Origin of the sequence: Sphingomonas sp. CARO-RG-8B-R24-01 (assembly GCF_022662295.1) — a bacterium.
In the GTDB taxonomy this organism is placed as follows: domain Bacteria; phylum Pseudomonadota; class Alphaproteobacteria; order Sphingomonadales; family Sphingomonadaceae; genus Sphingomonas.
On record NZ_JAKNQI010000010.1, the window covers coordinates 85456 to 112049 of the forward strand.

General features: G+C 64.1%; 25 protein-coding genes. 20 read left to right on the forward strand and 5 right to left on the reverse strand.

Going from position 1 to position 26594, the window contains the following annotated elements:
* Positions 1–75: 75 nt before the first annotated feature.
* The 9 genes from L8G49_RS18015 to L8G49_RS18055 all read left to right on the forward strand — a co-directional run bounded on the left by L8G49_RS18015 (position 76) and on the right by L8G49_RS18055 (position 12375).
* The gene (locus tag L8G49_RS18015) at positions 76–1191 is read left to right on the forward strand and encodes a type IV secretion system protein (protein WP_242187122.1); all 1116 of its coding nucleotides are present in this window, start codon (positions 76–78) and stop codon (positions 1189–1191) included.
* 344 nt (positions 1192–1535) lie between these two features.
* Positions 1536–2213 (forward strand): type IV secretion system protein, encoded by a 678-nt coding sequence (locus tag L8G49_RS18020; protein ID WP_242187123.1) that lies wholly within the window; start codon positions 1536–1538, stop codon positions 2211–2213.
* Position 2214: 1 nt separating this feature from the next.
* Entirely contained in the window at positions 2215–3054 is an 840-nt protein-coding gene (locus L8G49_RS18025) for a TrbG/VirB9 family P-type conjugative transfer protein (RefSeq protein WP_242187124.1), read from the forward strand.
* The gene (gene virB10 / locus L8G49_RS18030) at positions 3054–4385 is read left to right on the forward strand and encodes a type IV secretion system protein VirB10 (protein WP_242187125.1); all 1332 of its coding nucleotides are present in this window, start codon (positions 3054–3056) and stop codon (positions 4383–4385) included. Before L8G49_RS18025 ends, virB10 begins: the two co-directional genes overlap by 1 nt.
* A 156-nt stretch (positions 4386–4541) precedes the next feature.
* Positions 4542–5543, forward strand: a complete 1002-nt coding sequence (gene virB11, locus L8G49_RS18035; protein WP_242187246.1) for a P-type DNA transfer ATPase VirB11 — start codon at positions 4542–4544, stop codon at positions 5541–5543.
* Entirely contained in the window at positions 5543–7636 is a 2094-nt protein-coding gene (locus tag L8G49_RS18040; RefSeq protein WP_242187126.1) for a type IV secretory system conjugative DNA transfer family protein, read from the forward strand. The genes virB11 and L8G49_RS18040 overlap by 1 nt, the downstream gene beginning before the upstream one ends.
* 18 nt (positions 7637–7654) lie before the next feature.
* Positions 7655–9349: an LPD7 domain-containing protein gene (locus L8G49_RS18045; RefSeq protein ID WP_242187127.1), complete on the forward strand. Its 1695-nt coding sequence runs from the start codon at positions 7655–7657 to the stop codon at positions 9347–9349.
* Positions 9350–9724: 375 nt separating this feature from the next.
* Positions 9725–10966 carry a plasmid replication protein RepC gene (gene repC / locus L8G49_RS18050; protein WP_242187129.1) on the forward strand — a complete coding sequence of 414 codons (1242 nt, stop codon included), beginning with the start codon at positions 9725–9727 and terminating at the stop codon, positions 10964–10966.
* Between the two features lie 461 nt (positions 10967–11427).
* Positions 11428–12375, forward strand: a complete 948-nt coding sequence (locus L8G49_RS18055) for a replication initiator protein A (RefSeq protein WP_242187130.1) — start codon at positions 11428–11430, stop codon at positions 12373–12375.
* Positions 12376–13278: 903 nt separating this feature from the next.
* Here the strand turns inward: L8G49_RS18055 and L8G49_RS18060 are convergent.
* The 5 genes from L8G49_RS18060 to L8G49_RS18080 all read right to left on the reverse strand — a co-directional run bounded on the left by L8G49_RS18060 (position 13279) and on the right by L8G49_RS18080 (position 15969).
* Complete coding sequence (locus L8G49_RS18060) at positions 13279–13743, reverse strand: nuclear transport factor 2 family protein (RefSeq protein ID WP_242187131.1); 465 nt, start codon at positions 13741–13743, stop codon at positions 13279–13281.
* Entirely contained in the window at positions 13740–14360 is a 621-nt protein-coding gene (locus L8G49_RS18065) for a pyridoxamine 5'-phosphate oxidase family protein (protein WP_242187132.1), read from the reverse strand. Before L8G49_RS18065 ends, L8G49_RS18060 begins: the two co-directional genes overlap by 4 nt.
* Entirely contained in the window at positions 14357–14659 is a 303-nt protein-coding gene (locus L8G49_RS18070) for an SDR family NAD(P)-dependent oxidoreductase (protein ID WP_242187134.1), read from the reverse strand. Before L8G49_RS18070 ends, L8G49_RS18065 begins: the two co-directional genes overlap by 4 nt.
* The gene (locus tag L8G49_RS18075) at positions 14659–15042 is read right to left on the reverse strand and encodes a nuclear transport factor 2 family protein (RefSeq protein ID WP_242187137.1); all 384 of its coding nucleotides are present in this window, start codon (positions 15040–15042) and stop codon (positions 14659–14661) included. Before L8G49_RS18075 ends, L8G49_RS18070 begins: the two co-directional genes overlap by 1 nt.
* 66 nt (positions 15043–15108) lie before the next feature.
* Positions 15109–15969, reverse strand: a complete 861-nt coding sequence (locus L8G49_RS18080; protein ID WP_242187139.1) for an alpha/beta hydrolase — start codon at positions 15967–15969, stop codon at positions 15109–15111.
* A gap of 115 nt (positions 15970–16084) precedes the next feature.
* Between L8G49_RS18080 and L8G49_RS18085 the strand changes: the two genes are divergently transcribed.
* The 11 genes from L8G49_RS18085 (at position 16085) to L8G49_RS18135 (ending at position 26538) form a co-directional block, all read left to right on the forward strand.
* Complete coding sequence (locus L8G49_RS18085) at positions 16085–17065, forward strand: LysR family transcriptional regulator (RefSeq protein WP_242187141.1); 981 nt, start codon at positions 16085–16087, stop codon at positions 17063–17065.
* 345 nt (positions 17066–17410) lie between these two features.
* Complete coding sequence (locus L8G49_RS18090) at positions 17411–17722, forward strand: hypothetical protein (protein ID WP_242187142.1); 312 nt, start codon at positions 17411–17413, stop codon at positions 17720–17722.
* A 62-nt stretch (positions 17723–17784) separates the two neighbouring features.
* Positions 17785–18036, forward strand: a complete 252-nt coding sequence (locus tag L8G49_RS18095) for a hypothetical protein (RefSeq protein ID WP_242187143.1) — start codon at positions 17785–17787, stop codon at positions 18034–18036.
* 98 nt (positions 18037–18134) lie between these two features.
* The gene (locus tag L8G49_RS18100; RefSeq protein WP_242187144.1) at positions 18135–18578 is read left to right on the forward strand and encodes an EF-hand domain-containing protein; all 444 of its coding nucleotides are present in this window, start codon (positions 18135–18137) and stop codon (positions 18576–18578) included.
* A 37-nt stretch (positions 18579–18615) separates the two neighbouring features.
* Positions 18616–19173 carry an RNA polymerase sigma factor gene (locus tag L8G49_RS18105; RefSeq protein WP_242187145.1) on the forward strand — a complete coding sequence of 186 codons (558 nt, stop codon included), beginning with the start codon at positions 18616–18618 and terminating at the stop codon, positions 19171–19173.
* Positions 19166–19555 carry a hypothetical protein gene (locus L8G49_RS18110; RefSeq protein WP_242187146.1) on the forward strand — a complete coding sequence of 130 codons (390 nt, stop codon included), beginning with the start codon at positions 19166–19168 and terminating at the stop codon, positions 19553–19555. Before L8G49_RS18105 ends, L8G49_RS18110 begins: the two co-directional genes overlap by 8 nt.
* 15 nt (positions 19556–19570) lie before the next feature.
* On the forward strand, positions 19571–20017 hold the full coding sequence (locus L8G49_RS18115; RefSeq protein ID WP_242187147.1) for a periplasmic heavy metal sensor: 447 nt from the start codon (positions 19571–19573) through the stop codon (positions 20015–20017).
* 67 nt (positions 20018–20084) lie between these two features.
* Positions 20085–21494, forward strand: a complete 1410-nt coding sequence (locus tag L8G49_RS18120) for a DUF1800 domain-containing protein (protein ID WP_242187148.1) — start codon at positions 20085–20087, stop codon at positions 21492–21494.
* Between the two features lie 4 nt (positions 21495–21498).
* A complete protein-coding gene (locus tag L8G49_RS18125; protein WP_242187150.1) occupies positions 21499–22662 on the forward strand; it encodes a DUF1501 domain-containing protein in 1164 nt (387 codons plus the stop codon).
* Positions 22663–22938: 276 nt separating this feature from the next.
* The gene (locus tag L8G49_RS18130) at positions 22939–24225 is read left to right on the forward strand and encodes a hypothetical protein (RefSeq protein WP_242187151.1); all 1287 of its coding nucleotides are present in this window, start codon (positions 22939–22941) and stop codon (positions 24223–24225) included.
* 375 nt (positions 24226–24600) lie between these two features.
* Positions 24601–26538 (forward strand): hypothetical protein, encoded by a 1938-nt coding sequence (locus L8G49_RS18135; protein ID WP_242187154.1) that lies wholly within the window; start codon positions 24601–24603, stop codon positions 26536–26538.
* Positions 26539–26594: the final 56 nt, after the last annotated feature.

Here is a 26594-nt window from a genome sequence, read left to right on the forward strand (position 1 = left end):
GGCCCACGAGGAGCGTCAACGGCAAGGCTGGAGCAATTTGGCGGGAACCAACCTACAGCATTAAGGCGATGCAAGGTGAAGTTTAACGTTCTATCATCTGCTTACGGTTATCTCGCCGCTGCGTTTGCGAACGTTACCAGTAGCTATAGCGCGGGCTTTCTTCCCATAGCCATCGCGATTTTGACTGCCGCAGGAGTTCTCTACTTCGTTCTACTCGGTATCATGGTGATACGCGGAATCGTTGCGAGCCCCCTTGCCGAGCTTGGAATGTCGGCGCTCAAATTTGGGCTCGTGATTGCCTTGATCGGATCGACAGGATTTACGTCAACCGTAATCACAACCGCGAATGGTCTTCCGGGCGCCCTCATTTCAGCCGGCGGAGGGACGCCCATATCCAACCCAGGTGAGGCGATGGATAAATACTTTGGAAACGCCCAGAAGTTGGTCGCCATAGTTCAGAATAAGTGGGCGAAAGACGAAGCCGACATGACGGGCGCGAGCTCGGCGGCTTCCGTTGTCGGCTCGGTGCTAGGGCAAAACGCCGCAAACACGACAGCGGCGATAATGAGTCCAGGCCAGTCGATTACGCTCATGGCGGATAAACTGGTGGAATCACTTGCTCTCGTCGTCGTTCTCCTGATCGCCGGCCTGTCCGCTTGTATTGGCTTTGTGATCTATGTCTTCGCGCTTTTTGCATTGGACGTGGTGCTCGCGCTGACCCCTATCGCGATAGCCTGCACACTCTTCGCTCAAACTCGCTGGGTGTTCCAAGGTTGGCTGAGCCAGCTCCTGAACTACGTCTTCCTGATGGTGATCGTCGCGATTGTCTCCGCGATGGTCATCGGCCTCAACACAGCCGTTATGTCCGATGTAACGGGTGTGTCTGTGACGACGGGCGCTGCGGGCCAAGTGTTGAACGCAAGCAGTGGCGGTGCGACGGTCGCTCTCGCGTCGACCGCGGAAGTTATTATGGCCTGCATTTCTGTCGCGGTCATTTACATCCTCGGAACACTCTTCTTCTTCCAGGCGCCGGCAATCTCATCAGGAATCTTCGGGGGCTCCGCGTCGGGCGGCCATAATTTCATGGCGGTCGGGGTCAGTCAGATCATGAACCGCATGAATCGCGGCCGGATGCCGTCAGGGTCATCCGGAGCGGGCGGCGGCGGTGGCTCGATCAGAAAAGGAAATTGATGATGAAGCGATCGGCCGTCGCCCTGGCGTTCATTGCACTGACTTCCGGCTGCATGGGCGCCCGCGTCCCGAAGCTGGCAAAATGCGCTGGACCGTATCGCTTTGCAAACCCGACCGGGACGGTCCTCCCGTCCCTGCCCGTTCCGGGTCAACCACAGCCCGCGGCAGCGGCCCCGTCGGCACCGCCGATCTCCCCGCCCTCGCCCCCAGCTGCGCCGGGGCCGCCTACCAGCGACGAGCCAATCAACGCAGGTCCGCCGGGTGCTTCAAGTGGCGCCCCTTCGGCGGGTCCGAAGCCGGTCACGACCGGCTCGCTCCTTCCCTATTATCCGAGCTGCTGAACCATGCGCGAGTACACAAAAGCGGAAAGGAAGCAGCTTGAGCAAAATGCGCTCGACTGGCAGCGCAACGACGTCTTGCGAGCGAAGCGAAGCGTCCGGTTGGCCTGGACGGTCGCTAGTGTAGCCAGTTTGCTAGCCATAGTTAGCGTCGGCGCAGTTGCGATGCTCGCTCCCTTGAAGCGTGTTGAGCCGTTCGTCATCCAAGTCGATCGCTCGACCGGGCAGACCTCGATCGTCCCCGGGCTGAGCGGTACCAACCCCATGAGCTACGACGTGTCGGTGAAGCGATACTTCATCTCGCAATACGTCAAGGATCGCGAGGGATGGATCCCACTTGCCGAAAACGAAATGTTCGAGGCGGTCCTCCTTATGTCTGGGGACGAGGAAAAGAGACGCTACAGCGACTTCTTCGGTCGGAATGATCCGGCAAGTCCGCAGCATGTGTTCAAAGACACGCCGATGGCCTCGATTGATATTCGATCGATTAGCTTCATCAACGAGAATGTCGCCGAGGTTCATTATTCCCGGACGGTCTATTCGCACGTCGGACTCCCTCTGGTCAGCCGCTACGTTGCGACCCTGACCTTCAAGATAACCAACCGGCCGCAGCTCGAACGCGATCTCAACGTCAATCCGATCGGGTTCACCGTTGTTAGCTACCAAACGTCGCCGGAGGTATGAAATGAGGGGGATCTTGCTGGCGGGGGCGATCGCCGCACTGTTCGTGTCTTCTACCGTGGAGGCAAAAACGAAGCCGCGTCCTGGCCCACGGGACTCCCGCGTGACTTCCGTCGCCTATGACGCCAACCAGGTTTATTCGATCAGCGGATCGTTCCGGCACGCAATCCAGATACAGTTCGGCGCGAACGAGGTCGTCACGCAGGCCGCTCTCGGCGACACGATCTCCTGGGAGATCGTGCCCGTCAAAAACATCATCTTCCTGAAGCCTCGCGAGCGCGCGCGCCCGACCAACCTGATCGTGCTGACGAGCTACATGGGCACGACGCGTAGCTATCAGTTCGAGCTCGGCATCAACACAGGCCCACCGGTATACTCGGTGAAGTTTCGTTATCCCGCTGAGGAGGCGCGGATGACGGCCGAGCTAGCGGTCCTTGCACAGCAGAGCCGCATTCAGGCCGTCGAGGACAAGGTCGTCAACACGGCCCTCGACCACGCCGTGATCGAGGGCACTCGCAATCTCGAATACTGGTTGCAGGGTTCCAGCGAGCTCCAGCCGAGCGAGATCTCGGACAATGGCGAGTTCACGGTACTGCGGTACCCGGGGCACGCCGACATTCCCTCGATCCTCTCCGTCAACGGTGACGGCACCGAGAGCATCGTCCCCTACGACGTGCGCGAGGAATATGTGGTGCTGCACGGCGTCTGGCACGAGCTCAGGCTCCGCAAGGGCGGGCTGGTGCTTTGCATCACCAACAGGGGCCCCCTCCGCAACGAGCGCGACACGCGGACGGGCACCGCCTCACCGGTCATCGAGCGCCAAGTGCGCGGGAGCAGGAACTGATGGAGACCGTGGATAGCGACGGCGTGATCCGCGACGCCGCAGGAGCGCCGGTCGATCGGGTCGAAGGCGGCGCGATAGCGCGGGCCGAGCGCGATTTCCGCGGCATTCCGCCCATGACGGTGCTGATGGGCGCTGTCGTCGTGATCATGCTGGGACTGTTTCTCGGCTGGTATCTATTCCATGCAAGGACGTCATTCCGGCCTGCCGCTGCCTCGACGACACCAGGCACAGCGACAACGCTCGCGCAGCGCGACGCAATTACAGAGGATCAAGCTCGACAGGCGTTGCTCGGCTTGCCCGCGACCGGAGCGCCCAACGCGGTCGCAATGGGGCCGAATGGCACGACTATGGTGTCGAATCCGCTGGGACCTGCGGGGCAGCAGCTTCCGGTAGGCATGTCGGCAGCCGATGCGCAGAGGTTGGGTGTGCCACTGCAGAACGGATCTAGTGGCCAGCACACGGTCGATCCGCGCGTGGCGCTTGCGCAGGCGTCGCGGAGAGCGCCCATCATGGGCTTCTCGGGCGGCATGAATGGTCTGCGACAGGCCGCAGCTGGACAGCAGGAACAAGGGCAGGCAGGCCCGGGACAGGCGCTCGCGGCACTGACTGGAGAACCCGGAGCTTCGGGTGAAGGTCAGCTGGCCGGCCAACCCGCAAGCCCCGCAGCGCCGCTCCCGCCTGGCGGGTCAGGCGCAAGCCCGACGCAAGACGGTCTATCGTCGCAACTTGGACACCATGTGATCGAGAGTGCTCGCGCGACGGTCGTCGCGAACCGCTCCTTCCTCCTCTCGGCTGGGACGCTTGTTCCTTGCACGCTGCAGACCGCGATCAATTCGACACAGGCTGGCTATGTGTCGTGCGTGATCGGCCACGACGTTTATTCGGAGGATGGTCGCGTGGTCATCCTCGACAAAGGGACAAAGGTTCTCGGCCAGTATTCGGGCGGCATCAATCAGGGACAGGCTCGGCTCTTCGTGCTCTGGACGCGCGCGCTTACGCCGCGCGGCGTGGCGATCGACTTGGGCTCCCCGGCCGCTGACGATCTCGGCCGCGCCGGCATGGCCGGCGGTGTCGATACCATGTTCTGGCAGCGGTTCGGCGGCGCGTTGATGCTCAGCGTGCTCCAGGATCTCGGCGACATCGCAAGCAGCCGTTTCGCCAATCGCGGCTCGCAGACCACCCAGGTCCCGGCAGACACAGCCTCGACCGCACTTCGAGGTACGATCAACATTCAGCCGATACTCAAGAAGAACCAGGGCGACCAAGTCGCTATCTTCGTTGCGAAGGATTTCGACTTCTCGTCGGTCTACGACGTACGCGTGAGGCGCTGATAGGATGCGCCCCAAGCCGACATGCATGCCTCCAGCCGGGATGGGGGTTCAGGCTGGCAAGCACGCCTCGCTTCGGCGCCGGACGACCTATGTCGGGCGATGGACGAGTTTCGGCCGGACACTGAAGTGACGGTTGTGCGCCTCTCGGACACCAACATGTTCGACACCTACTTCGCGCCAATTAGCGCCCTTTTTGCACGTGACGACGTGACGGAATGCGTCATCAACAAGCCTTTCGAGATCGGGATCGAGACGCGCGCCGGATGGGAGTGGTTCGACGCGCCCCAGCTCGACTATAAGTGGCTGCGCAAGCTCTGCGATCTGATGGCTGGCATCACGCGCCAAGACATCGACTCCGAAAACCCGGTCGTGTCATCGGTGCTCCCCGATGGAGCGCGGGTGCAGTGCCTCGTGCCGCCTGCGGTTCCCACCGAAACCGTCTCGATCACGATCCGCAAGGCATCGGCCGTCACGTGGGCAATGGCGGACTTCGAGGAGCAGGGCCTTTTCGAACGTACGCGGGCGGCCGATGTCGGCATGAGCGTCGAGGACCACGAGCTCGTGGCGCTGCGCGACCAAGGCAAATGGCCGCGGTTTTTCCAGCGTGCCGTCGAGGCCCGTAAAAATATTCTCATCTCGGGCGCCACGGGCAGCGGAAAAACGAGCTTCGCCAAAGGTCTTGTGAAGCTGATTCCCGAGTATGAGCGGCTTCTCACGATCGAAGACACGCGGGAACTGGTGGTTCCCCATCGCAATGCGGTCCACATGACCTACTCGAAGGACGGCAACTCGCTCCAGAAGATCGGGGCGAAGGAACTGCTGGAATCTGCGTTGCGGATGCGACCCGATCGCATCCTCCTGCAAGAGCTTCGCGACGGTACCGCCTTCTTCTATCTTCGCAACGTCAACTCGGGTCATCCCGGCTCGATCACAACGGTCCACGCCAACACGGCCGAAGGTGCGCTCGAGCAGCTTACGCTGCTGGTTAAGGAGTCGCCTGGTGGCTCGGACCTTCACCGCGACGATATCCGCGGCCTGCTGAAGGCACTGATCGACGTTGTGGTGCAGATGAGACGCTTCGACCCCGACGGCGATCGGCCGGCCCAATACCGCATGACCGAGGTGCTGTTCCGTCCCGAAGACAAGGGGGTGCTCTGATGTCACCGGTCTGGTTTCGGTACAATCGCCAGCTTCAAGTTGGCGTCTGGTTCACGGTGATAATCTTCGCGACTGTCGTCGCAGCGACCATCGGTGTCTTCGGCGCACTTGCCTGGAACCGCATGATCTCGCCGGGAATCCATTGGGCGGCCGCGCCGTTCGTCGTGTGGCGGGCGCTCGGCCAACCTTGGATGGCACGCCCCTTCTGGCTCGCCTTCGGCGTCGGCCTGTTCGCGACCCTCGTCGCCGGCATTGCACTTCGGCGGCAGCGGGAGGGGCTATACGGCAATGCCCGCTTTCGTACGAACCAGGAGATCCGCAAGGCAGGCCTTCGTTCGGGCCACGGCCCGATCATCGGCTGGGCGGCCGGCGGTCTCCTCCGCGCACCAATGGAGATGAACATCTACATGGCGGCTCCGACCCGAACCGGTAAGGGCGTGGGCTTCGTCATTCCGAACCTGCTCGACTTCACCGGCTCAACGGTCGTACTCGATATGAAGCGCGAGGCGTACAAAGCGACTTCGGGATGGCGACGGACGGTGCTCGGGCAGAAGGTCTTTCTGTTCGATCCGCTGAGTTCGACCGGCGAAACGCATTGCTTCAACCCGCTCGGCTACATCGATCGCGACGACGCGATCGGCGTGGTATCGGAGCTGCAGCGCATGTCGCTGCAGTGGCTCCCCTACCCGATCTCGGGAAACCCCTTCTTCACAGACGCCGCGCGTAACGGATTCGTGGGTGTCGGTGCCTATCTGGCCGCCAACCCTGACTTCGACTTCACGATTGCCAACATATTCCGCATCCTAACCAACGATCCGCAGAACAGGCTCGGCCAGGTGCTCGAGCAAATCGAGAAGGACCCGTCGGCCAACATCGCAGCCGGCGCGGTCGAATTGCTACGATCGTTCATCAGCATTCCAACGGAGACGTTCGGTAGCGTGAAGTCGACGATCGAATCCAAGCTCGGCTTATTCGCCAATCCGAAAATCGTGATGGCGACGCGGAGGAGCGACTTCGACCTGCGCCAGCTCCGCACCCTGCCGATGAGCATCTTCATGGGCTCGGATCCTGGCGACATGACGCTGCTCGCGCCGCTCTACAATGTCATCTTCCAGCAGATCGGGGACCTCCACACCCGCGAACTGCCTCCACGGCCGCTCGACAAGCGCGAGCGCGCCCGAAAGGCGCGCGACATCCAACGCGGCGCGGCCGGTGGCGAGGATAAGAAGGCGGCCGAGATCAGGGCCGCCATCGTGCGCCAGACGGGTTTCGTCCCCGGACAGCGGAACGTCGTACCTGTCATCCTCATCGTCGATGAATTCAAACGGCTCGGGAAAATGGACGTCTTGGGCGAAGGCTTCAGCTACCTCGCCGGTTACGGCGTCCGGATCGCCGCGGTATTCCAGAGTCCGGCGCAGATCGTTGCAGTGTACGGCCCGCACATGGCGCGTGAGATCGAAGCCAATTGCGGCATCCAGATCTTCTACACGCCCAATACCTTCGCCGATGCCAAGGACATCTCCGAGCGGCTTGGCACCCAGACGGTAAAGACGCGAACGAGAAGCGACTCTCGCACCGCCCTGTTTCAATCATCCAGCGGCAACCTCGGGAATATCTCGCATTCGGAAGCAAGCCGGCCGTTGCTCATGCCGCAAGAGGTCGAAGACATGCCGCAACGCATGGGTTTGATTTTCCAGCCGGGCGCGGGCCGGCCCATCCTGCATCAGCGCATACGCTATTTCGAGAACAGGACTTTCCGGGCACGCGCGGCGCGCGGCTGGGTCGTGCCCCCTGTCCAGTCGATGGACGATTATCAGCGCTATGTCCGCCGGCAGGGCTGCCGGGTTCTGGACGAGAAAGACCTCGCCAGCGTCCCGCTCGAGCGGATCGTGATTGACCCGCAGACCGCCGCGGCGTTCGCGTCGATCATCGCGGATGCCAAGGCCCCAGCGCCAGCGGCACGATCGGATGAGGCTGCCAAGACCGCCGCCGGTGATGGTGGCGTGATCGCACAGGGCGAGGTGCCGGCGCCTACCAAGCGCCCGAGCCGGTATTCGAAGTCTATCGAGGATGCAAAACAGCGGGCGGCGTAAGCCCCGGAGGAGTGGATCATGGCCGATGTTGATGGTGGAGCGGCTGGAACCTTGCGCGAGCAGTCCGCGGGGCTGTCGGAGGGTGATCGCGGATTGCTGCTGACCCTCAGCCAGCACACAGCGAGCCACAAGGCGTTGTACGAGGATCTGAACGATGGGCTCGACGCATTCCAGCGCGAGCTTCACTACGAGAAGATCGATGTGAACCAGGACAGGCTGAATGAGGCGCTGGAGAGCGTGCTCAAGAGCCCGAGCCTGTCGAGTGCCTTCACGAAAGCGGGGTACGATCCCGACGAATTGCGGTCACTGGGCGAGGACGGCGCCTGGGACAGTGATGTCGCCGACGCCGTTTACTTTGTACGCTCCGGCCTTAATCGGCACGAGGTCGCAGCGCGCCAGGAAGCCGTCTCACAGCAGGTGACCGCAATGGAGCAGGCGGGCGTGGATCAACGTCCGTCGATGGCTGACCGCCTCGTCACCGAGTTTGAGGGCCAGGTCCGTGCAGACATCGCCGGTCGCGATCGCGTTGACGAGAGCGAGGTGGCGAGCCGCCTCGCCGACCGCGTCGAGCAGTTGATCGCAATGGCGCCGGAACCGATTGCAGAGCAGCTGCGACAGGCTCTGGTACGCCGCGCGTTCGAAGCCGAACTCGACGCCGACGGTGCGCCCGTTCCCCGGGATCGTCTTGGGTCTGAGCTGGGCATGATCCTGGCGGGTGACGATGAGGATGGCCGATCGCCGATACCCACCCGCGTCCGGCGCGCGGAACGCGATCTTGAATTGGCCGAGGACGCGCGGGGCCATCAGGACATACGCCAGCACGAAGGGTCTAACCGGATCGAAGCGCCAGATGGCGCGAGCAGCGAGCAATCCGCAGAGCAGGTCAGAGAGTTCGTCGAGCTGACCGCCGAGCCGGCGTCCCGTGCGGCCGAAGCACACGGCGTCGGATTCCTAGGCCTGCTTCGCGGGATGTTGAGGCCAGGAGACACGGAGACGGTCGTGACCGCGCTCGCGGCCGATGATGACTCCACCATTCCCGAAGCTTTACGCCGGCGCTACGGGGTGCACGTCTCCGATAATCAGAAGAAGATCGAACTTTTCGAGCGCGGTGCCAAGATCGCCGCGATCACGCTGGACGCCAGGTCAATCTCGACATCTCATAACGAGGGTGTGGTGATCGCCGACATCGTCGCTCTCGCACGCGATCGGGGCTGGCAGACGCTGAAGGTCGACGGAACCGCCGAATTCAAGGATGCCGTGTGGCTGGAAGCAAACAAGGTCGGGCTAGCGGTCAATCACCACCCCTCCTCCGCCACGCAAGCCACCTACGAAAAATGGGATCGTGAACGGCCCGACAACAAGGTGCAGCAAGCACCGGGCGCGCAGGCTGAAGGCGTGCCCCGTCCAGCGCGCCAGGACTTGGCATCGCTGTTCGCCGAAAAGAACCCTGAGGATCGCTTGGCTGACCCGCGGCTTCGCAACGCCCAGCTCGAACTCATGATCGGCATCCTGACGGCCGAAAAGGAGCTGGGAAAAACGATCGGCGAAATGCCTGACGTACAAAGGGCACTCACGGCCGCCGTCGGCCAACAACTGGCCAATGGGAAAGTATTCGATCCCCCTTTCGTAAAGCCTGAGCAGACCCGGCCAGCTGCCAGGCAAGTCGTGAACCCCACGATCAAGGCCGATACGATTCCTGCGCCGCGGCAATAGGCGGGATGCCGGCGCGAAACGATCCGGGCTTTCGTACGGTAAAGCACGAGATTCAGGGACCTTTCGTCCGGTAAAGCACGAACAATCCTGCTTGCCGCGCCGAAGGGAGTCCGTGTCTTCTGATGCCGGCCTATCCGGCGGTGCGTTTCGTACCCGAATCGAGGCCAACAAGGGGAGCTGGCCGTGACCACATAAAAGAATGCCCGGCTCGAGGCCGGGCACCCTGCGGAGATCCGCTACCACACGCCTGCAAGCGTGAGGCTCAACAACAGTACCGCCTAGGTAGCACGCTCCCCGGCCCCGTTCAAGAACGCGCGTCTCGCGCCACGCCTTCTCTTTGCCCGGTGACGGCCTCCGACAGTGGAGTGCCGAACGATGACCTATACCCAAAACGCCTTTACCGGCCGAACCGGCGCCCGCCCGATCTCGGCCCTCACAAGGCATATCGAGCGCGAGCTCGCCGCGCGCATCGAGGACGCCGTCGACATCGATCGCAACGAGCTCTACCGGGTGCTCGACGGTGCCAAGACCAGGCTCGGGCTCAGCGCGTCCGCGCTCGAAACCCTGAAGCACCTGATCGGCTATACCCGCCCCGACGATTATAAAGCCGGCGGCACGCCGATCGCGTGGCCGAGCAATTACACCTTGGCCGAACTCGCCGGCGTAACCGTGAGCGCGATCAAGGCCCGCCTGCGCCTACTCCGCAAGCTGGCGCTGATCACCATGCGAGATGCCGCTCACGGCCGCCGACGGGGCCAACGTGGGGAATCCGGACAGATCATCAGCGCCTATGGCATCGATCTTTCGCCGCTCCGCACCCGGTTCGCAGAACTGAAGGCCGCCGCCGAGGCCCACAGCGCCTTCTCGCGGCTCGAGAAGCACGGCCGACAGGAGATCGCACGCGTGCGACGGATGGTCAGCCAGGTGCTCGCCCAAGCCGCTGACATGCGTCTGACGGGTTCGCACTGGCTGGCTCTCCAGACAGCAATCGAAGGCGCGGCTGCGCAGGCTGCCGCAGCGCGCTCCGTCCGCGACAGCACGGCATATGAGGAGGCGCTGTCTGCCTTACCCGGGATCGAGGATCTGGTCGGCCTGACGATCGACCGACATATGTTTCCTGATGAATTAGACGCCTTAGGGTCAGAATCCTCGCCCTTCATACATATACAAACCAATCCCTCCTCAAAATCCGTACAGGCTTTGCAGAAAAGTAGTTCGGACCCGGAGGTGGTCGATCCTATCGAACCGGATGGCCCGCCGTCGCCGTCGAGCAGCACGTTCAAGACCTCTCCGGTCGAGCTCGTCGAGCTGTTCCCGACAACGGCGATGTATGTCGGTGCCCAGAGGCCGACCTGGCCGGATCTCCACCGCGCCGCCGCTCGCCTGCGCACCGATCTCGGCATCCGCACCGGGACCTGGGTAGATGCGCTCGACCAGCTCGGCGTCGACGGTGCTTCCCTTGCAATCATGATCACCGCCGAGCGTCAGGCCAGGGACGAAATTCGCCTCACCCCGGGCGCGTATTTCGCCGGCATGGTGACGCGGGCGCACAGGGGTGAGCTCGATTTGCCCAAGAGCCTCTGGGGCTTCCGCACTGCCGGTTCGGCGCTGCAATGAGGAATGGGATCAGCCGTATCGCCGCTCGGACCCGACCCTTTCGTACGGTAAAGCACGAGCTCGCCGCCGTGGGCCTCCGACGTACCGATCTTCGCCGTTTTGGGCACCCAAATGGCCCCAAACCCAGCATCAAGGCCGCTGAAAGGCGACCCTTTCGTACGCTATTTCATCCTTTCCCCTCGTACGCGCGCCGCCCGGAGCGGCCTCACCCCCCTTTCGTACGGTAAAGCACGAAGATCTCGCTGAAAGGTGTCCGCGAATCGGCCGCGGTCCCCGCGAATCGCACCGATGCGACTCCTAGTGCCGCCACATGTGCGATTTCCGCCCCTCCGAACGTCGCATCGGGTCTCCTCCGGCCAACAAAGACTCGTGCTTTACCGTACGAAAGGCCCCGGCGGGCGCGCCATGCGTTGCGTTTTAGATCAAAAAGCGGCCAATCTGATGATCGAGGAGTCCACCGCATGGCCCGGTCACCCGACCCGCAAGGCACCCTGTTCCCGATCGATAGTCCCCTCCTCGGCGAAATCCTGGGGGAACGCACCGTCGCGGCCTTCCCGTTTTTTGCTCTAAAGAAGGCGCGGCAGCTCGAACCGATGAATTTCTCGGCCGAGGGGGTGAACATCGAGCTTTCGGCTGGCAAGCACGGCATCGCGACGATCTACGACAAGGAAATCCTCCTTTACGTCGCGAGCATCATGATCGATCTGCTCGATCGCGGTGGCACGACGTCGCGCACGATACGGTTCACCGCCCACGATCTGTTTCGCATCACCGGCAACAATGCCAGCAAGCGCTCCTATGCTTATCTGATCGACGCCCTCCGGCGTCTTCGTAACACCGTGGTGGAAACGAACATCGTCACCGGTGGTGAGGAAACCGAGACCAACTTTTCTTGGTTAGATCAGTTCAAGGTTGGATACGCGAACGATGTAAACGGCGAGAAGCGCGTAAAGTACATCGAGGTGACGGTTTGCGACTGGTTCTATCGCGCCGTGCACCGGGATCGTCGCTTGGCTGCCTATGATCTCGGATACTTCGACCTGGCTCCCATCGAGCGTCGTCTTTACGAGCTGGCCATGTTCAACTGCCAACCGGGCCAGACCTATCGGCTCGAACTGGAGGAGGTCGCCCAGCGGATGGGATGCGGTCTTACGCGCATCCGCGCAACCCGAAGCGAAATCGCGCGGATCGCGGAGAAGGACAGCCTCCCCGAGTATTCGCTGTCGCTCCGAAGCGAGAAGGTCCCCACGGCAGGAAGACCGCGCCTCCAGACGTTTGTCACCTTCATGGCACGACCGACGTCGAGGAAGCGCCTGCTTTCCCACGAACCAATGCTCCCTGCCTTCGAAGACGATAAGCAGGACGAAGACATCCGGGTTTATGAGGATGCGGGGGAAGTCTCCCCCTGAGGCCGCGCCACAGTCTCGGCCTGACCCCTCAGGGAAGGGCCCCCGCAATGCCCCCGAGCCCGGCTTGTCTACCCGAAGGGACATACTGTGCCTGCAGCAAGATAACGCCTCCATGGGGAAATCGCAGAATATGGTCGGGACGTACGCAAAGCACCCAGCCCGTCTCGGTGTATGGAATGGGCGCAGATTTGCGATAGAAAGTTGGAGGCGGCGGGATTGACTGGGGTTGGGACGGAGCCGTCATTCACAGGTCCAGCAACGAAGGTCGGCGGCCGGCCGTAGCGGACATTCGAGGGACTCCCGGTATCCACTTCCAAATGAGCAGACCTGGCTCATTGGAGACGGGCAGCTTCCGGGAAGCCAACTTCGGGAAGCGGTCCCTCAACGCCGCTGAGTTTTGCGTTTTGAATCGAGCCTGATGATGCAACCCGCAAGCGGGACGACCCAAGTCCAGTCGTTCATTCGCGCGAAGCTCTCGCTATGACAGCCTGAGCCAAGCGGAGGCGGGCTTTCCACGTTTTCACTGACGGATGCCCTGCGGCGAGGCCGACAAGACGTCCTTCGATCTGGGCGGACTCGCGCTTGGCCGCTTCGAGTTCTGCGGCCGTTGGCGGCGCTTGGATGTCGGCGCGCGTGCGCACCGGTGCGTCCCTTGCTCTTGCTCATCGATAGCCCGATGGTCTTAGATGCTGGTTCCGGTCAATGCAGTGCTGTGGCGGAAGGCTCATGGGCTGGCGTAAGCACCCAATTTTGGACGTTCGGCGCCTTTGACCGGGTTCTAACTACGGACAATCATTCAGCTTCGTTGGCTCGCGCACAGCGCTAGCAGATGGCCGCACAAGGCAGCCTGTACCGGGGCTTGCCGACCGGCAGCACCCAAGCCTCGGTGCACGATAGCCGCCCTCAGAGGGCGAGGTCGCTCAGGCCTGGTTGGTCGTCCGGCCGTCGGCCGAGCGGCCAACGGAATTTGCGGTCAGCCTCAGCGATCGGATGCTCGTTGATGCTGGCTAGCCGAAGGTCCATCAGGCCATCCGCGTCAAACTGCCAGTTCTCGTTGCCGTAGGCACGAAACCACTGACCGCTGTCGTTGTGATATTCATAGGCAAAGCGCACGGCGATGCGGTTGCCGCCGAACGTCCACAGCTCCTTGATGAGCCGGTATTCCAGCTCGCGCGACCATTTCCGGGAAAGGAACGCCTCGATCTCGGCACGGCCGACTGGAAAGTCGACCCGGTTCCGCCAGCGGCTGTCCGGCGTATAGGCGAGCGCCACCTTGGCCGGATCGCGGGTGTTCCAGCCGTCCTCGGCCGCCCGCACCTTCTGGATGGCGGTCTCCTCGGTGAAGGGCGGCAGCGGGGGTCGGCTCATTCCGCGTCTCCTGATGCGCCGCGCAGGGCGGCAAGTTCGGTTCTCAATCGGACGATCTCGGCGTCGCGCTCGGCGAGCGCTGCGGCGACGACGTCGGCGTCCAGCTTCTGCGGGATGTGCTGCGGGCAGTTCGTGTCCCAGGCAAGCACTTCGAACAGGATCACGCCGATCGGCTCAGCCTGCTCGCCGTCCGGCATCAGCCGCGAGACGAGCCCCGGATCGGGCTCGACAACGCGCGCGCGGCCCCAGGCCTTGACCCGGCGCCGGTGCGCATAATCCATCAGGAACAGGAACGCGTGCGGGTTTTCGGCGAGGTTGCCGGTGGTGATGAACTGCTGGTTCCCCGGCAGATCGGCGAAGCCGATGGTATGCTCGTCCACGATCCGGATGAAACCGCGCGGCCCACCCCGATGCTGCGCATAGGGCTGTCCGATCGCGCTCGCGGTGACGAGGTAAGCCGAGTTCGCCTCGGTAAGGGCGCCAGCGAGGCGATCGTCGATTTCGGTCCGGAAGCCGCCGCGTGCCTCCATACGGGCATAAGCGTCGCGCGAGCCGTGCTTGGCCTGGATCGCCTTGGTCGTGGGACTGAACGCGATGTCGCTGCTCGGGATCATCATACCACCTTCGTTTCGCCGCCGTCGACGCGGAGCGCTGTCCCCGCCACCCAGTGGATCTCGGGCGCGAACAGAAAGGCGACCGCGTTGGCGATGACAGTAGCTGCCGCCTCGGGGATGCGCAGGTCGCGCGCGATCACCAAGGGCTCGGCCCCGGCCGACCGGACCGCCTCGGCAGTCTCGGCCAGCGCCTCGGACGTGCGCGCCACCAGCGTCACGGCCTCGAAGTCGCGGGCGAGGCGGATGGCGGTCGCGCGCCCGATGCCGCGGCTCGCGCCGGTGAGGATGGCGACGCGCGGCATCAGCGACGCGCCTCAGCGATCGCCAGTGTGTCGATATATTGCCGGAAGCGGGCAATCTTGCCGTCCCGGACCGTCCAGACATGGGCATAGCGCGCGTCCGACCGCTTACCAGTCACGGAATGGACGCCGGTGAAGTCGCCCAGCGAGACAACCGTGTCGCCTTCGGCGATGAACTCGGTGGGCACCAGCGAGAAGCTCGACCATTCCGCCATGAGCGGCTTGAACAGGCCCTCGGCGACGCGCTCGGGTCCGCGACCTTCGACCTGATAGTGCCACATCGTGGTCCATTCGATGTCGGGCGCCATCAGGCCGAGCGCCCCAAGGGCGTCGCCGGTCGACAGCTTCTCGTAGAAGCTGCGGACGATGTCGGTCGGGTTGGTCATGCCGGAGGTCCTTATGCTTGTTCTGGGATGGCCGGGCGCCGGGGGCGCGGCGCCCGGTCGGGTACGTCAGCCGATGTGCCGGCCGAGGAAGTCGCGCATCGCCGCGCCGATCTCGGAAGCGTGGGTCTCCAGGGCGAAGTGGCCGCTGTCGACGAAGCGCACGTCGGCCGAAGGCACGTCGCGCTTAAACGCCTCGGCACCCGGGGGCACGAAAAACGGGTCGTTTTTGCCCCAGATCGCCAGCACCGGCGGCTGATGCTCGCGCAAATAGGCCTGGATGGTGCCGTAGAGCGCGACGTTGGTCTGGTAATCGAACAGCAGGTCGAGTTGGATCTCGTCGTTACCCGGCCGCGCCAGGTAGAAGTCGTCGAGGTTGCGGCCATCCGGCGAGACACTGGCGGGGTCGCTGACGCCGTGGGTGTATTGGAACAGCGTCGTCTCGGGCACCAGGAAGCCGCGCAGCGCGTCACGATTGGCCTGGCTCGGGTCGTTCCAATAGGCCTGTACCGGCGCGAACGCCTCCGACACGCCTTCGACATAGGTGTTGCCGTTCTGGGTGATGATCGCGGTGATCTTCTCCGGATGCTTGACGGCGAGGCGGGAGCCGACCGGCGCGCCATAATCGAAGACGTAGAGCGCAAACGTGTCGAGCCCGACCACTTCGGTGAAACGGCCGACCACATCGGCGATGTTTTCGAAGGTGTAGGCGAATTGGTCGCGGCCGGGCTGCTCGGTCATGCCGAAGCCGGGAAGATCGGGTGCCACGACGTGAAAATCGTCTGCCAGTTCGGGGATCAGGTCGCGAAACATGTGGCTGGCGCTTGGGAAGCCGTGGAGCAGCAGCACGGTCGGATGCTCCGGGTTGCCCGCCTCGCGGTAGAACAGTTTAAGGCCGTCGACGTCGGCGGTTTTGAAGGTGACGGGCATCGTGGATCTCCTGATTGGCTAGGCCTCATCGGCCACAGCCAAGAGCTATGGCCTTTCGCATTGTCGCGGCAGCGGCTATCACCGCAACGCAGACTTCCACATTTCGAGAGGCGCCGTGGACCGGTTCGAAGCGATGCGCACGTTGGTTGCAGCAGTCGACGGGGGCAGTCTGTCGGCCGCCTCGCGTTCGCTCAATGTGCCGCTTCCGACGGTCAGCCGGCGCGTGTCGGATCTCGAAGCGATGCTCGGCTCACAACTCGTGGTCCGCACCAGCCGCAAGCTGCTCCTGACCGAAGCCGGAACGGCCTATGTTGCGTCGGCGCGGCGCGTGCTGACGGAGCTGGCCGAGGCGGAGCGCGCCGCGTCGGGCGAGTATCGCGCGCCGCGTGGAGAGCTGCTCGTCACGGCGCCGATCCTGTTCGGGACTCTCAACGTCGCGCCGATCGTCCACTCCTTCCTGAGCGCGTACCCCGAGGTCAGCGTGCGGCTCGTGCTGTCAGACGGCGTGGTCGATCTGGTCGAGAACCATGTCGATGTCGCGGTCAGGATCGGACAGCTACCCGACAGTGCACTCGTCGCGCGCCGCGTCGGGGACATCCACTGGGTCGTATGCGCAAGCCCCGACTATCTCGACCGGCGTGGGCAACCGAGCGAGCCCGCCGAGCTGGCCGACCACGCGTGCATCGCGTTCGAGGGATTGCAGCGTTACCGAGAGTGGCCGTTCGTCGATGCGGCCGGCGTGCAGCGGCAGGTCATCATTGCCCCCCGGTTCTCGGTCAACACGGCGGAGGGCGTCACCGGCGGCGCCATGGCCGGGCTCGGGATCGCGCGCGTGCTGTCCTATCAGGCGGCCGATGGCGTGCGCGACGGTACGCTGGTCCCGATCCTCGCGGGGTTCGCGCCACCCGCGATGCCGGTGCAGCTCGTCCATGCCGCCCACCAGCAGCAGCCGCTCAAGCTGCGCGCCTTCCTCGATTTCGTCGCGCCGAGGCTGCAGGAGCGCCTCCGCGCCATCGCGGCCCGGTTCGAGCCTGGCGAGCCTCGGTCGAGCCGCCGGCTGAAGCCGGCCATGATCACTGAAGCGGTCGCTCGGTAGCCGGCGATCGGGTGCATGTCGGCGGTAGCCTTCAGCGCATCGGGCGACTGCGAGATCAGTGCGAAGGAGATGAGCGAGGGCAGATTCCGGGAAGCTGCGGTGCAAGAGGACGGCAAATTTGGTCGCTTCCTGCTTGGCAGGTTCGGGCCATGACGACTCACGTCCGGCCATCCGACTGGATTCTAACGCCTCCCGGAACCGGCCATCTGTTCATCCCGGCTGTGCGGGCACCGATCGGGTATCTCTCACCTCCAGTTTTCAAAAAACTAAGCGGGCGGTCGATGCCGCAGCGACGGAAAGGATCGGGTGCGCCGTTGAAGGAGGCGTAACAAGGAGAGCAAGACGATGAAACTACCTTATGCCGCCGTTCTGACCGCTGCCTTGGCGCTGTCCAGCACAGTGCAGGCACAGAGCGTCAACCAGCGTCAGGGAAGCCAGCAGGAGCGCATCGATCAGGGTGTAAGGAGCGGTCGCCTGACCGCCGGCGAAGCCGTTCGTGACGAACGCCAGCAGGGCCGCATCGACGCGACCGAAGCGCGGATGCGCAGCAATAACGGCGGTCACCTGAACGGCAACCAGCGTGCGCGGCTGGAGCATCGGCAGAACCGGGCAAGCGCTCACATCTACACCAGCAAGCACAACGGTCGGCACTACTGAGTGCGTGTCGCCGAGGGCGGCGTCATTGCCCCCGCCACTCGAATACCTGTGAGGAGAACATCATGAAGAAGATCCTGTTGGCCGCGCTCGCGGCTGGAGCAGCTTTTACTTCCGTCGCCCCCGCGCAGGCCCGGCAGGGCTGCGGTATCGGTGCCCACCGTGGTCCAGCCGGCTATTGCCGTCCCAATCGTGGTGGCGCGATCGTGGCGCGGGGCGTTCGGATCGGCGTCTTCTATCCTGGCCGCGGCTACTGGGATGGTCGTCGCTATTACGGCCACCGCTATCGCTGGCACGGCGGTTGGCGGTATCACTAGGCGCCATACGCCGCAGGAGCGATACGCGCCCCTGCGGCTTCCCGCGACCATGGATCCTGCCGCGCGACCGGCGACCCGGTGCCATGAAGGCCAACCGCATGACGACGATATCGCTAATCACGTTGGGACGCACGGCGTTGACGGTGGCCTTGCTGGCGCCTGCGGCGGCCTGCGCGAAGCCTGCCGACCAAGCCGCACCGGCGAAACACGAAGCCGCCGTGACTGCGGCCGGCGTGACCCTGTCGACGTTCGTATCCCGGCATGAAAGGAAACTGCTGGCCTATGATACCGATGGCGACGGCAAGGTCAGCCGCGCCGAGTTCGTGGCGGCGGCCGAGGCCGGCAAGAGCGATCCCGCGCGACGTTTCGTTAAGCTCGACACGAACGGCGACGGGCTGCTCGACAAAACGGAGATCGAAGCGATGCTGACCCGCCGCTTCAAGCGCCTGGATACGAACTGCGACGGCGTGCTCAGCGCCAGTGAACGTGCCGCAGTCCATGCGCGCAAGGCGAAGGACGCGGGCGACGGTTCGGTGTCCTGATATGGATCGACCGATATGGCCATAGGGCGGCGCGCGCTTGAGCATTCACGATCCGGACTCCACGCTGATCGAGCGGGTCGGTCGCGGCGAACCTGCTGCGGCGCGATTGCTCGTGGCCGCGAAGCTTCCGCGTATCCTAGGTCTGGCGACGCGTATGCTGCGCAACACCGCCGAGGCCGAGGATGTGGCGCAGGAGGCGTTCGTCCGTGTCTGGCGCAACGCAGGGACTTGGCAGCCCGGTCGCGCGCGGTTCGACACCTGGCTGCATGCGGTGGTGCTCAACCTGTGCCGCGATCGGTTGCGCCGTCGACGCGAGATCACCGTCGACGCCCTGCCGGAGCCGGTCGACCCGACGCCGGACGCCGAAGCCGGCTTGATCGAGGCGGAACAGGGCGACGCGGTCGCGACGGCGATCGGAGCGTTGCCGGAGCGTCAACGCGAGGCGATCCTGCTGGTACATTATCAGGACCTATCGGGTGCGGAGGCCGCCGCGGTGATGGACATCAGCGTAGAGGCGCTCGAATCGCTGCTGGCGCGCGGGCGACGCACGTTACGCTCCCGGCTGGCGGAACCGCAGGAGGGAACGGATGCCTGAACCATTGACCCTCGCGCGCTTCAAGGAGTTGGCGGACACTTATGGGGCGGTCGTCGCGCGCTGGCCCGAGCAGCATCGCGAGGCCGCGATGGCGATTGCGTCGCAGCCCGCCGGTCGCACTATTCTCGAACAGGCCTCCGCACTCGATAACGCGCTCGACACGTGGAGGGTGTCGCCGCCTGACGAAACGTTGCGAGCGCGCGTGATCGTCAGCGCGCCAGTGTCGGCTCGAACGCCTATGACGCGCGCGCGGCTTTGGTGGTCGGGCGTCGGCATAGCCGCCGCGCTCGCCGGCGCGACTGCGGGAACGGCCGCCGTCGCGATCACCGCGCCGGTCGAGGCGACGTCGGATAGCGCAACGTCATTCGGCGACGTCACCTGAGTGGAGACCTGATCGATGGGTAAGCTTCGTATCGTCCTGGCCGCTTCGATCATCCTAAACCTGTTTCTCGCAGGAGCGCTGGTCGCCGGCATCATCTCGCTACGCTCGGGCGCCCGGATGATCAACGCGGGGTCGATGCGGATCGCGGGCGCCGAACTGCCGCTGTCGGAGCGACGCCCCTTTCGAACGGCGCTGCGTCAGGTGCGCCGCGCGATGCACCCGACGCTTGTCGAAGCGCGCACCGCGAAGGCGGAGGCGGCGATGCTGCTGCGACAGCCAGTGGTCGATCAGACCGCGGTCACCGCCGCACTCGACCGTGCGCGGGTGGCGGACATGGCGGTTCGGGCGGCGGTTGAGCGGCGGGCAGTAGTCTATGCCGCGACGCTGCCGACCGAAGACCGAGGAAAGCTCGCCGACGCGATCCAGCGGCGGGCCAGCAAGGGGCGCCCGGCGACCGACTGATCGTCAGCGACGGAAAGTCGGCGCACACCCGTTGAAGAGGCAGTGGATCTCCACCGAGGTACAACCATTGGCCGCCCAGCCCGCCACCGTCTCGCCCGCCGCGATCGCGCTCAACCGCTTCGGCCTGGGTGCGCGGCCTGACGAGGCGGCGCCAGCCGACCTGCAGCGTTGGCTCGTCGACCAGTTCGCGCGGTTCGACGTGCGTCCTGCCTCCTTTGCTACGCTCGACGACGCCGGCACTGCGGTGAAGAAGTACCGCGAGCAGCAGCAGGCCAACCGCCAAATGGCCAGGCAGGACGGCGCGACTGACGCCAAGGCCGATCTAAAGGTGGAGCGCAAAGATTTTCGCCAGGATGTGCAGGCGCTGTACCGCGACGGAGTCCAGGCCCGCGCCGACAGCGCGCTCACGACCGAGGCGCCGTTCGTCGAACGCATGGTGCATTTCTGGTCCAACCATTTCTGCGTTTCGGTCGACAATGCGCGCGTCACCGCCTTCGCGGGCGCGTTCGAGCGTGACGCGATCCGCCCGCATGTGCTGGGCCGCTTCGCCGAGATGACGCTGGCGGTCGAGCAGCATCCCGCGATGCTGATCTACCTGAACCAGTTCCAGTCGATCGGCCCCGACAGCCCGGCCGCCGCGCGCAACCCCGATCGCAAGCGCGGGCTGAACGAGAATCTCGCGCGCGAGATCATGGAGTTGCACACGCTCGGGGTGCGTTCGGGCTACACGCAGGCGGACGTCACCGAGTTCGCGCGCGCGCTGACCGGGTGGACGGTCGACGGTTTGGGCGGCGGACGCGCGGCAGAGGGCGATCCCGACCGGTTCACGTTCCGTCCGGGCCAGCATGAGCCCGGCGCGCGGACAATCCTCGGCAAGCGCTACGCGCAGAACGGCGAGGCGCAGGCCCGCGCAGCGCTGATTGACTTTGCACACGCACCGGCGACCGCGACCCACATCGCCACTAAACTCGCGCGCCACTTCGCTGGCGATGACCCACCACCGGCGATGGTCGCGCGGCTTGCGGAGAGCTTCGCGCGGAGCAACGGCGACCTACCGACCGTTTATCGCGCGCTCATCGCCTCGCCCGAGGCGTGGGTGCCGACGCCGACCAAGTTCAAGACGCCGTGGGAGTGGACGATCTCGTCGCTGCGCGGCGTCGGCCATCGCAACGTTGGCGAGATACAGATCGCCGCGCTCCAGACCCAGCTCGGCCAGCGGGTATGGAAACCGGGTGCGCCCGCCGGCTGGGACGACGTTGCGGCAAGCTGGTCCGGCTCCGACGCGCTGCTGCGCCGGGTCGAGATCGCGCAGCGGCTCGCCGCTCCGCTCGGCGAGCGCGTCGACGCTCGGGTCATCGCCCCTCGGATCATGCCCGCCTCGCTCAGCGCCGCGACCGCCGCCCAGATCGCCCGTTCCGAAAGCCCCGTCGGCGCGATCGCGTTGATGCTGGTCTCGCCCGATTTCCTTAGGAGGTGATCCGATGATCGCTCGCCGCCAGTTACTCGCCCATGCCGCGCTCGGCGCGGGTGCGCTGTTCGTCGCCCCCGGTCTGGCCCTAGCCACCGTGCCGACCGAGCGCCGCTTCGTCTTCATCATCCAGCGCGGCGCCGCCGACGGGCTCGACATCCTGCGGCCGACCGGTGACCCGGCGTTCACGGCCCTACGCGGCGGGCTGATCGGCGACGCCGCCGCGGGCACGAAGCTCGACGCCATGTTCACGCTGCACCCGTCGTTGATCGAGGTCGGCCGAATGTACGGCCAGGGCCAGGCGCTGTTCGTCCATGCCGTCGCCTCGCCCTATCGCGACCGCTCGCATTTTGACGGGCAGAACGTGCTCGAGACCGGCGGCGCGAGGCCCTATGCGGTGCGCGACGGCTGGCTCAACCGGCTGGTGACGATGCTGCCGCGCTCCAGCGATGAGGCGATCGCCATCGCCGCGACGGTCCCGACCGCGCTGCGCGGGCCCGTCCAGGTCGCCTCGTTTGCGCCCTCGGCGCTGCCCCATGCGGCCGACGACCTGATGACCCGCGTCACCGCGCTCTACGACGCCGATCCGCAGCTCCACCCGGTATGGCAGGCAGCGCTCGAGACCAGGGGCCTCGCCGCCGATGTCGCCGCAGGCCAGGACCCGGCCAGCCTCGGCCGGCTCACCGCCAGCTTCCTGACCAAGAGCAACGGCCCGCGTATAGCCATGCTAGAGACGCTTGGCTGGGACACGCACAGCGCGCAAAAGGGCCGGCTCGCGAACCAACTCAAGAACCTTGACGCGATGCTTGCAGCGATGCGCGACGGGCTGGGTGCGGCGTGGGCGACGACGACGGTGCTGGTCGCAACCGAGTTCGGGCGGACCGTAGCGGTCAACGGCACGGGCGGCACCGATCATGGCACCGGGTCGGTGGCAATGCTGGTCGGCGGCGCGGTCAAGGGCGGCCGGGTCGTGTCCGACTGGCCGGGCTTGGCACCGAGCAAGCTCTATCAGGCGCGCGATCTGCGCCCGACCAGTGCGCTCGACGCGTTGATCGCCGGTGCCGCAGCCGAAAGTCTTTCGCTAGATCCCGAGCGTGTCGGACGTGACCTCTTCGTACAGACGACGAGCGACCGCCCGATGTCTGGCCTGATCAGGACTCGATCAATGCAATCATAACTGTACTTGGCTTGCGATATCGAGATTAGCTCGTCTGCTTGCCCATCGTATGCGTTAACGACCGACTTCCGGTTATTTAGACCCAATTCCGCCCATTCGCCCGCGCCTTTCCGATGCCCGATACCAGCCGCCCGTTCATGTGAGCAGGCCGACCGCTTAAGCGAGGCCAAGCAGCATCGCCCGACAGCTGCTGTGGAGGACAAACCCGTCGTTGCGGCGGACGGTAGTAAATGAACAGTTATGGACTAGAGTCGGGCCACGGTGAGAGGATCTGGAATGGCTAGAAAGGTGCGCTTCGCCTGCTTCGCGCACGCGGAAGTCGAGCTGCGGCGTTTGCGGGCCTTGTGGCTCTCTCTGCAGTTTGGCTTCGAGGTCGCCGGCGCCCAGACTAGGGCTAGGGTGAGGGGAAATAAGGCCGTCGGGGTATCGCCGCTGACGCTCGCTGACGGAACGAAGGTGACCGACTCTCACTACGACTTCATAGGCCAGACCAAGTCACAGATGCCTCGCTACGCACGAGAAGTTATTTTCGTGCGTTTGATATCCACGCTGGAGGTCTTCCTCGTGGACTTGGTGCGCGACCTCTTCGTCCACGACAGTTCGCTCTTTCACGATCAGAAAAAAATCTTGGAGATCTCCCACGCCGAGCTGCTCGGCACGAACGATCTCACCCATTTGCGCAACAGGCTGATAAATGGTGAATTACGCCAACTTCATTCGAAAGGCATGCGCGAAACGGCGAAATACTACGACGCACGGCTGCGACTGGGGTTCGCCTCGCTAGGCCTAGATCTTGCGACGTTTTGGGAGATGGTCGATCGACGACACCTTCTCGTCCACCGCCTCGGTCGAGCCGACGAGCAGTATCGCAAGAAGTATGGCTACGATAAGAAGGCCGCCCTCACAATCAGTCCGGAATATCTAGAACTCGTCCTCAACCTCGCCGACCAGTTCATCGCCAAGATGGAGGCCAGAGTGTCGGAGGTGATCGCACCTCCTGCGGACAGACCAGACCGGGCGGCCGATCGAATAGAGATCCATCTTGAGGCGGCGGCGACCTCAACCGAAGGCGACCTCGCGCTGCGCCCCGGATTTGTGTTCGTCGTCAACGACCGGGATGTCGGCGAACGTACCGCTGTCCTTCGCGACATCCTGATGAGCGACCAGCCGCTGGAAGACGGTGGCCGCATCCTGGAGCTTGGCGGAACGACGGATGAGACCGACAGCTATGTTCGCGAACTGAAGCGCCGTGAGCGACGCGGGCTCCTCACATACGTTATTTTGAACAAGAAGCGCGTCAAGCATCGGGCGTCTTCGCGGAAGCTGCGCGCGCCTGAGGAGGGCGTGCTGCACGCTGTCGCCCGCAAACTGCCGGCAGAGCCGTGGCCAACCGGCATCCACAAGGAGATCGCGGCAGAACTTGGTATCTCCAAGTCGGCGTGCTCACGCGCCATAAAGGTCATCCGCAACGATCCTGATCTCTATGCTCTGATGGGCACTCGGTCGCCGCCGGAGATTGTGGCTGAGGCTGAGCAGATCACTGCCGCCGGGGCAGCCTCGTAGAAGAGTCTTGCGCATTCCCCGTGGAAGAAGGTTCAACTGCTAGTCGCCAAAATCGTGGGGGATTAACGATCATGATTTGCAGAGGTGTTGTCGAATGGACGATTGGGCGGCTGCGTGGCGCCCGCCCTGTCTTCCAGCAACGTTTTGATCGGGCCGCTTAGGCTAATGATCCAGCCGGCTGGATCATCATGCAGCAATGACACCATGATTGGAGCGGCGAGCCGCTATGACATCAATCGGTTCTCTGAATTGCGGTAACGTGATAGTGCAAATCGGCGCAGACGAAGATGCGACGATCGGCGGTACGGTGCGACAACTCACCCGATTATGTTCTGATTGGCGGAGCCGGCGGTATCCTCACATCAAAGGCTAAAAATGACCGCATCGGATCTTCCATTGGTGCCCGCCTCCAAGTTTGAAGTGTCGCCGTCCCCCACCGAAGCAGCGATTCGGCGCTGCAAAGTTCGAGCGGTCCCTGTCGGTCGTCGTCTGAGGGTGTTCGCGACGGATCCGACGCTCCGCGACAGCCTGGACACGCTTCACCTCAGCGAGGCCACCGTGTTGGTACCGTGGGAGGGGAGCGAAGACGAACCGTTGGGCGTCGGACCATGCGGCGAATATCTGGAAGTCGTCGACGTCGATCCGGCAAGCGGCTGCGCATACGAACCGGTGGACCTGAACGATCCTTTCTTGCTGGCATCCGATGGGCTGAAGCCAACGGAGAGCGACCCGAAATTCCATCAACAAATGGTCTACGCCGTCGCGATGACGACGATCGGGCATTTCGAGCGTGCGCTCGGTCGCACGGCATTATGGGGCCAGCATCGCCGAACGTGGGTGGAGGACGGCGAAAGGCAATGGCGCGACGCGTTCGTACGGAGATTGAGGATCTATCCGCATGCGCTGCGCGAGCCGAACGCCTATTACAGTCCAGCCCACAAGGCCCTGCTCTTCGGCTACTTTCCGGCAGAGGCTCCTGCGGGCAGCCTGATTCCTGGTACGATGGTGTTCACGTGCCTAAGCCACGACATCATCGCGCACGAAGTCACCCATGCCCTGCTGGACGGCCTGCATAGGCGCTTCCAGGAGTCGACGAATCCGGATGTCGCCGCCTTCCACGAGGCGTTCGCCGACATCGTCGCCATCTTCCAGCACTTCAATCTGCCGGGTCTGCTGGAGCATGAGCTTCAGCGCACCAGGGGGGACCTGGGACTTGGGGATGAGATGGCGTCGCTGGCCAGGCAGTTCGGGCAGGGCATCGGTCGATCATCCGCCCTCCGCTCGGCCATCGGCCACGACGTTGGCGACTTTCGATCCCTGACGGAACCACACGACCGCGGGGCGATACTGGTCTCAGCCGCCTTCGCTGCCTTCCTCGCGATCTACAATCGGCGGACCGCCGATCTCATCCGCATAGCCAGCGGCGGCAGCGGCGTCCTCCGGACGGGTCGGCTGCATCCGGATCTCGTCGCGCGCCTGTCGGCAGAGGCCCGGAAGGCGGCGACGCACGTGCTTCGGATGTGCATCCGCGCCCTCGACTACTGCCCGCCGGTCGACATCACGTTCGGCGAGTATCTACGCGCCATCATTACGGCCGACGTCGACATCGTGCCCGACGACACGCTGGGATACCGCACCGCATTCCTGGAGGCGTTCCGCGCCCGCGGGATCTACCCGGACGATCTGCGCACCGTCTCCGCGGAATCGCTTCAATGGGACGAGCCGGACTTCGAGGTGGATGGTCTCGGCGATCTGGTCCGATCGCTGGACCTGGGCTGGGACATCGCCGCCGACAGGGCCCAGGCCTACAAGCATCACATGGCCAACCGCGAAAAGGTGCATGTCTTCCTGAACGAGAGAATGAACGGGAATCTGGCGTGGCAGTTCGGGCTGGACGCCAGCGCCGGCCCTGGTGGCAGCGAGGGCGGCCACGGTCGGTGCGAATGTCTCGCCCCCGATGCGGACGACCTGCCGTTCCGTTTCGAAGTCCATTCGGTTCGGCCGGCACGCAGGGTCGCACCGGATGGATCGTTCGTCACCGACCTGGTCGTCGTGCTCGCGCAGCGGCGCTGCGTCGCGTTCGACGTCGGACGCGATGAGGGCTTCTGGTTTCGCGGCGGGTGCACCCTGCTCATCGATACTCGGCAAGGTCGCGAGCGCATCCGCTACTGCATCTCGAAGAACGTCTCGAGCGCGGATCGGCGGGAACGCCAGCGGCTCTTCTCGACCGACGGGTCCAGCCAGTCCCTATCTCAACTCTATTTCGAAGCGGACGGGGCGGAGCCCTTCGCCATGCTGCATAGGGGTTTCTGAGCTTGCCCGAAGACACGACGCGCATCCGCGTACGAACGTACCGGCAGGGTCTCGGT

Bases quoted from the DNA above. Each gene is read 5' to 3' on its own strand.
- L8G49_RS18060 (WP_242187131.1), bottom strand. From the start codon at position 13,743: ATGAGCCGACCCCCGCTGCCGCCCTTCACCGAGGAGACCGCCATCCAG.
- L8G49_RS18110 (WP_242187146.1), top strand. From the start codon at position 19,166: ATGCCTGAACCATTGACCCTCGCGCGCTTCAAGGAGTTGGCGGACACT.
- L8G49_RS18070 (WP_242187134.1), bottom strand. From the start codon at position 14,659: ATGCCGCGCGTCGCCATCCTCACCGGCGCGAGCCGCGGCATCGGGCGC.
- L8G49_RS18080 (WP_242187139.1), bottom strand. From the start codon at position 15,969: ATGCCCGTCACCTTCAAAACCGCCGACGTCGACGGCCTTAAACTGTTC.
- virB11 (WP_242187246.1), top strand. From the start codon at position 4,542: ATGTTCGACACCTACTTCGCGCCAATTAGCGCCCTTTTTGCACGTGAC.
- L8G49_RS18065 (WP_242187132.1), bottom strand. From the start codon at position 14,360: ATGATGATCCCGAGCAGCGACATCGCGTTCAGTCCCACGACCAAGGCG.
- L8G49_RS18095 (WP_242187143.1), top strand. From the start codon at position 17,785: ATGAAGAAGATCCTGTTGGCCGCGCTCGCGGCTGGAGCAGCTTTTACT.
- L8G49_RS18055 (WP_242187130.1), top strand. From the start codon at position 11,428: ATGGCCCGGTCACCCGACCCGCAAGGCACCCTGTTCCCGATCGATAGT.
- L8G49_RS18040 (WP_242187126.1), top strand. From the start codon at position 5,543: ATGTCACCGGTCTGGTTTCGGTACAATCGCCAGCTTCAAGTTGGCGTC.
- L8G49_RS18020 (WP_242187123.1), top strand. From the start codon at position 1,536: ATGCGCGAGTACACAAAAGCGGAAAGGAAGCAGCTTGAGCAAAATGCG.
- L8G49_RS18090 (WP_242187142.1), top strand. From the start codon at position 17,411: ATGAAACTACCTTATGCCGCCGTTCTGACCGCTGCCTTGGCGCTGTCC.
- repC (WP_242187129.1), top strand. From the start codon at position 9,725: ATGACCTATACCCAAAACGCCTTTACCGGCCGAACCGGCGCCCGCCCG.
- L8G49_RS18100 (WP_242187144.1), top strand. From the start codon at position 18,135: ATGACGACGATATCGCTAATCACGTTGGGACGCACGGCGTTGACGGTG.
- L8G49_RS18025 (WP_242187124.1), top strand. From the start codon at position 2,215: ATGAGGGGGATCTTGCTGGCGGGGGCGATCGCCGCACTGTTCGTGTCT.
- L8G49_RS18135 (WP_242187154.1), top strand. From the start codon at position 24,601: ATGACCGCATCGGATCTTCCATTGGTGCCCGCCTCCAAGTTTGAAGTG.
- virB10 (WP_242187125.1), top strand. From the start codon at position 3,054: ATGGAGACCGTGGATAGCGACGGCGTGATCCGCGACGCCGCAGGAGCG.
- L8G49_RS18045 (WP_242187127.1), top strand. From the start codon at position 7,655: ATGGCCGATGTTGATGGTGGAGCGGCTGGAACCTTGCGCGAGCAGTCC.
- L8G49_RS18115 (WP_242187147.1), top strand. From the start codon at position 19,571: ATGGGTAAGCTTCGTATCGTCCTGGCCGCTTCGATCATCCTAAACCTG.
- L8G49_RS18125 (WP_242187150.1), top strand. From the start codon at position 21,499: ATGATCGCTCGCCGCCAGTTACTCGCCCATGCCGCGCTCGGCGCGGGT.
- L8G49_RS18130 (WP_242187151.1), top strand. From the start codon at position 22,939: ATGGCTAGAAAGGTGCGCTTCGCCTGCTTCGCGCACGCGGAAGTCGAG.
- L8G49_RS18075 (WP_242187137.1), bottom strand. From the start codon at position 15,042: ATGACCAACCCGACCGACATCGTCCGCAGCTTCTACGAGAAGCTGTCG.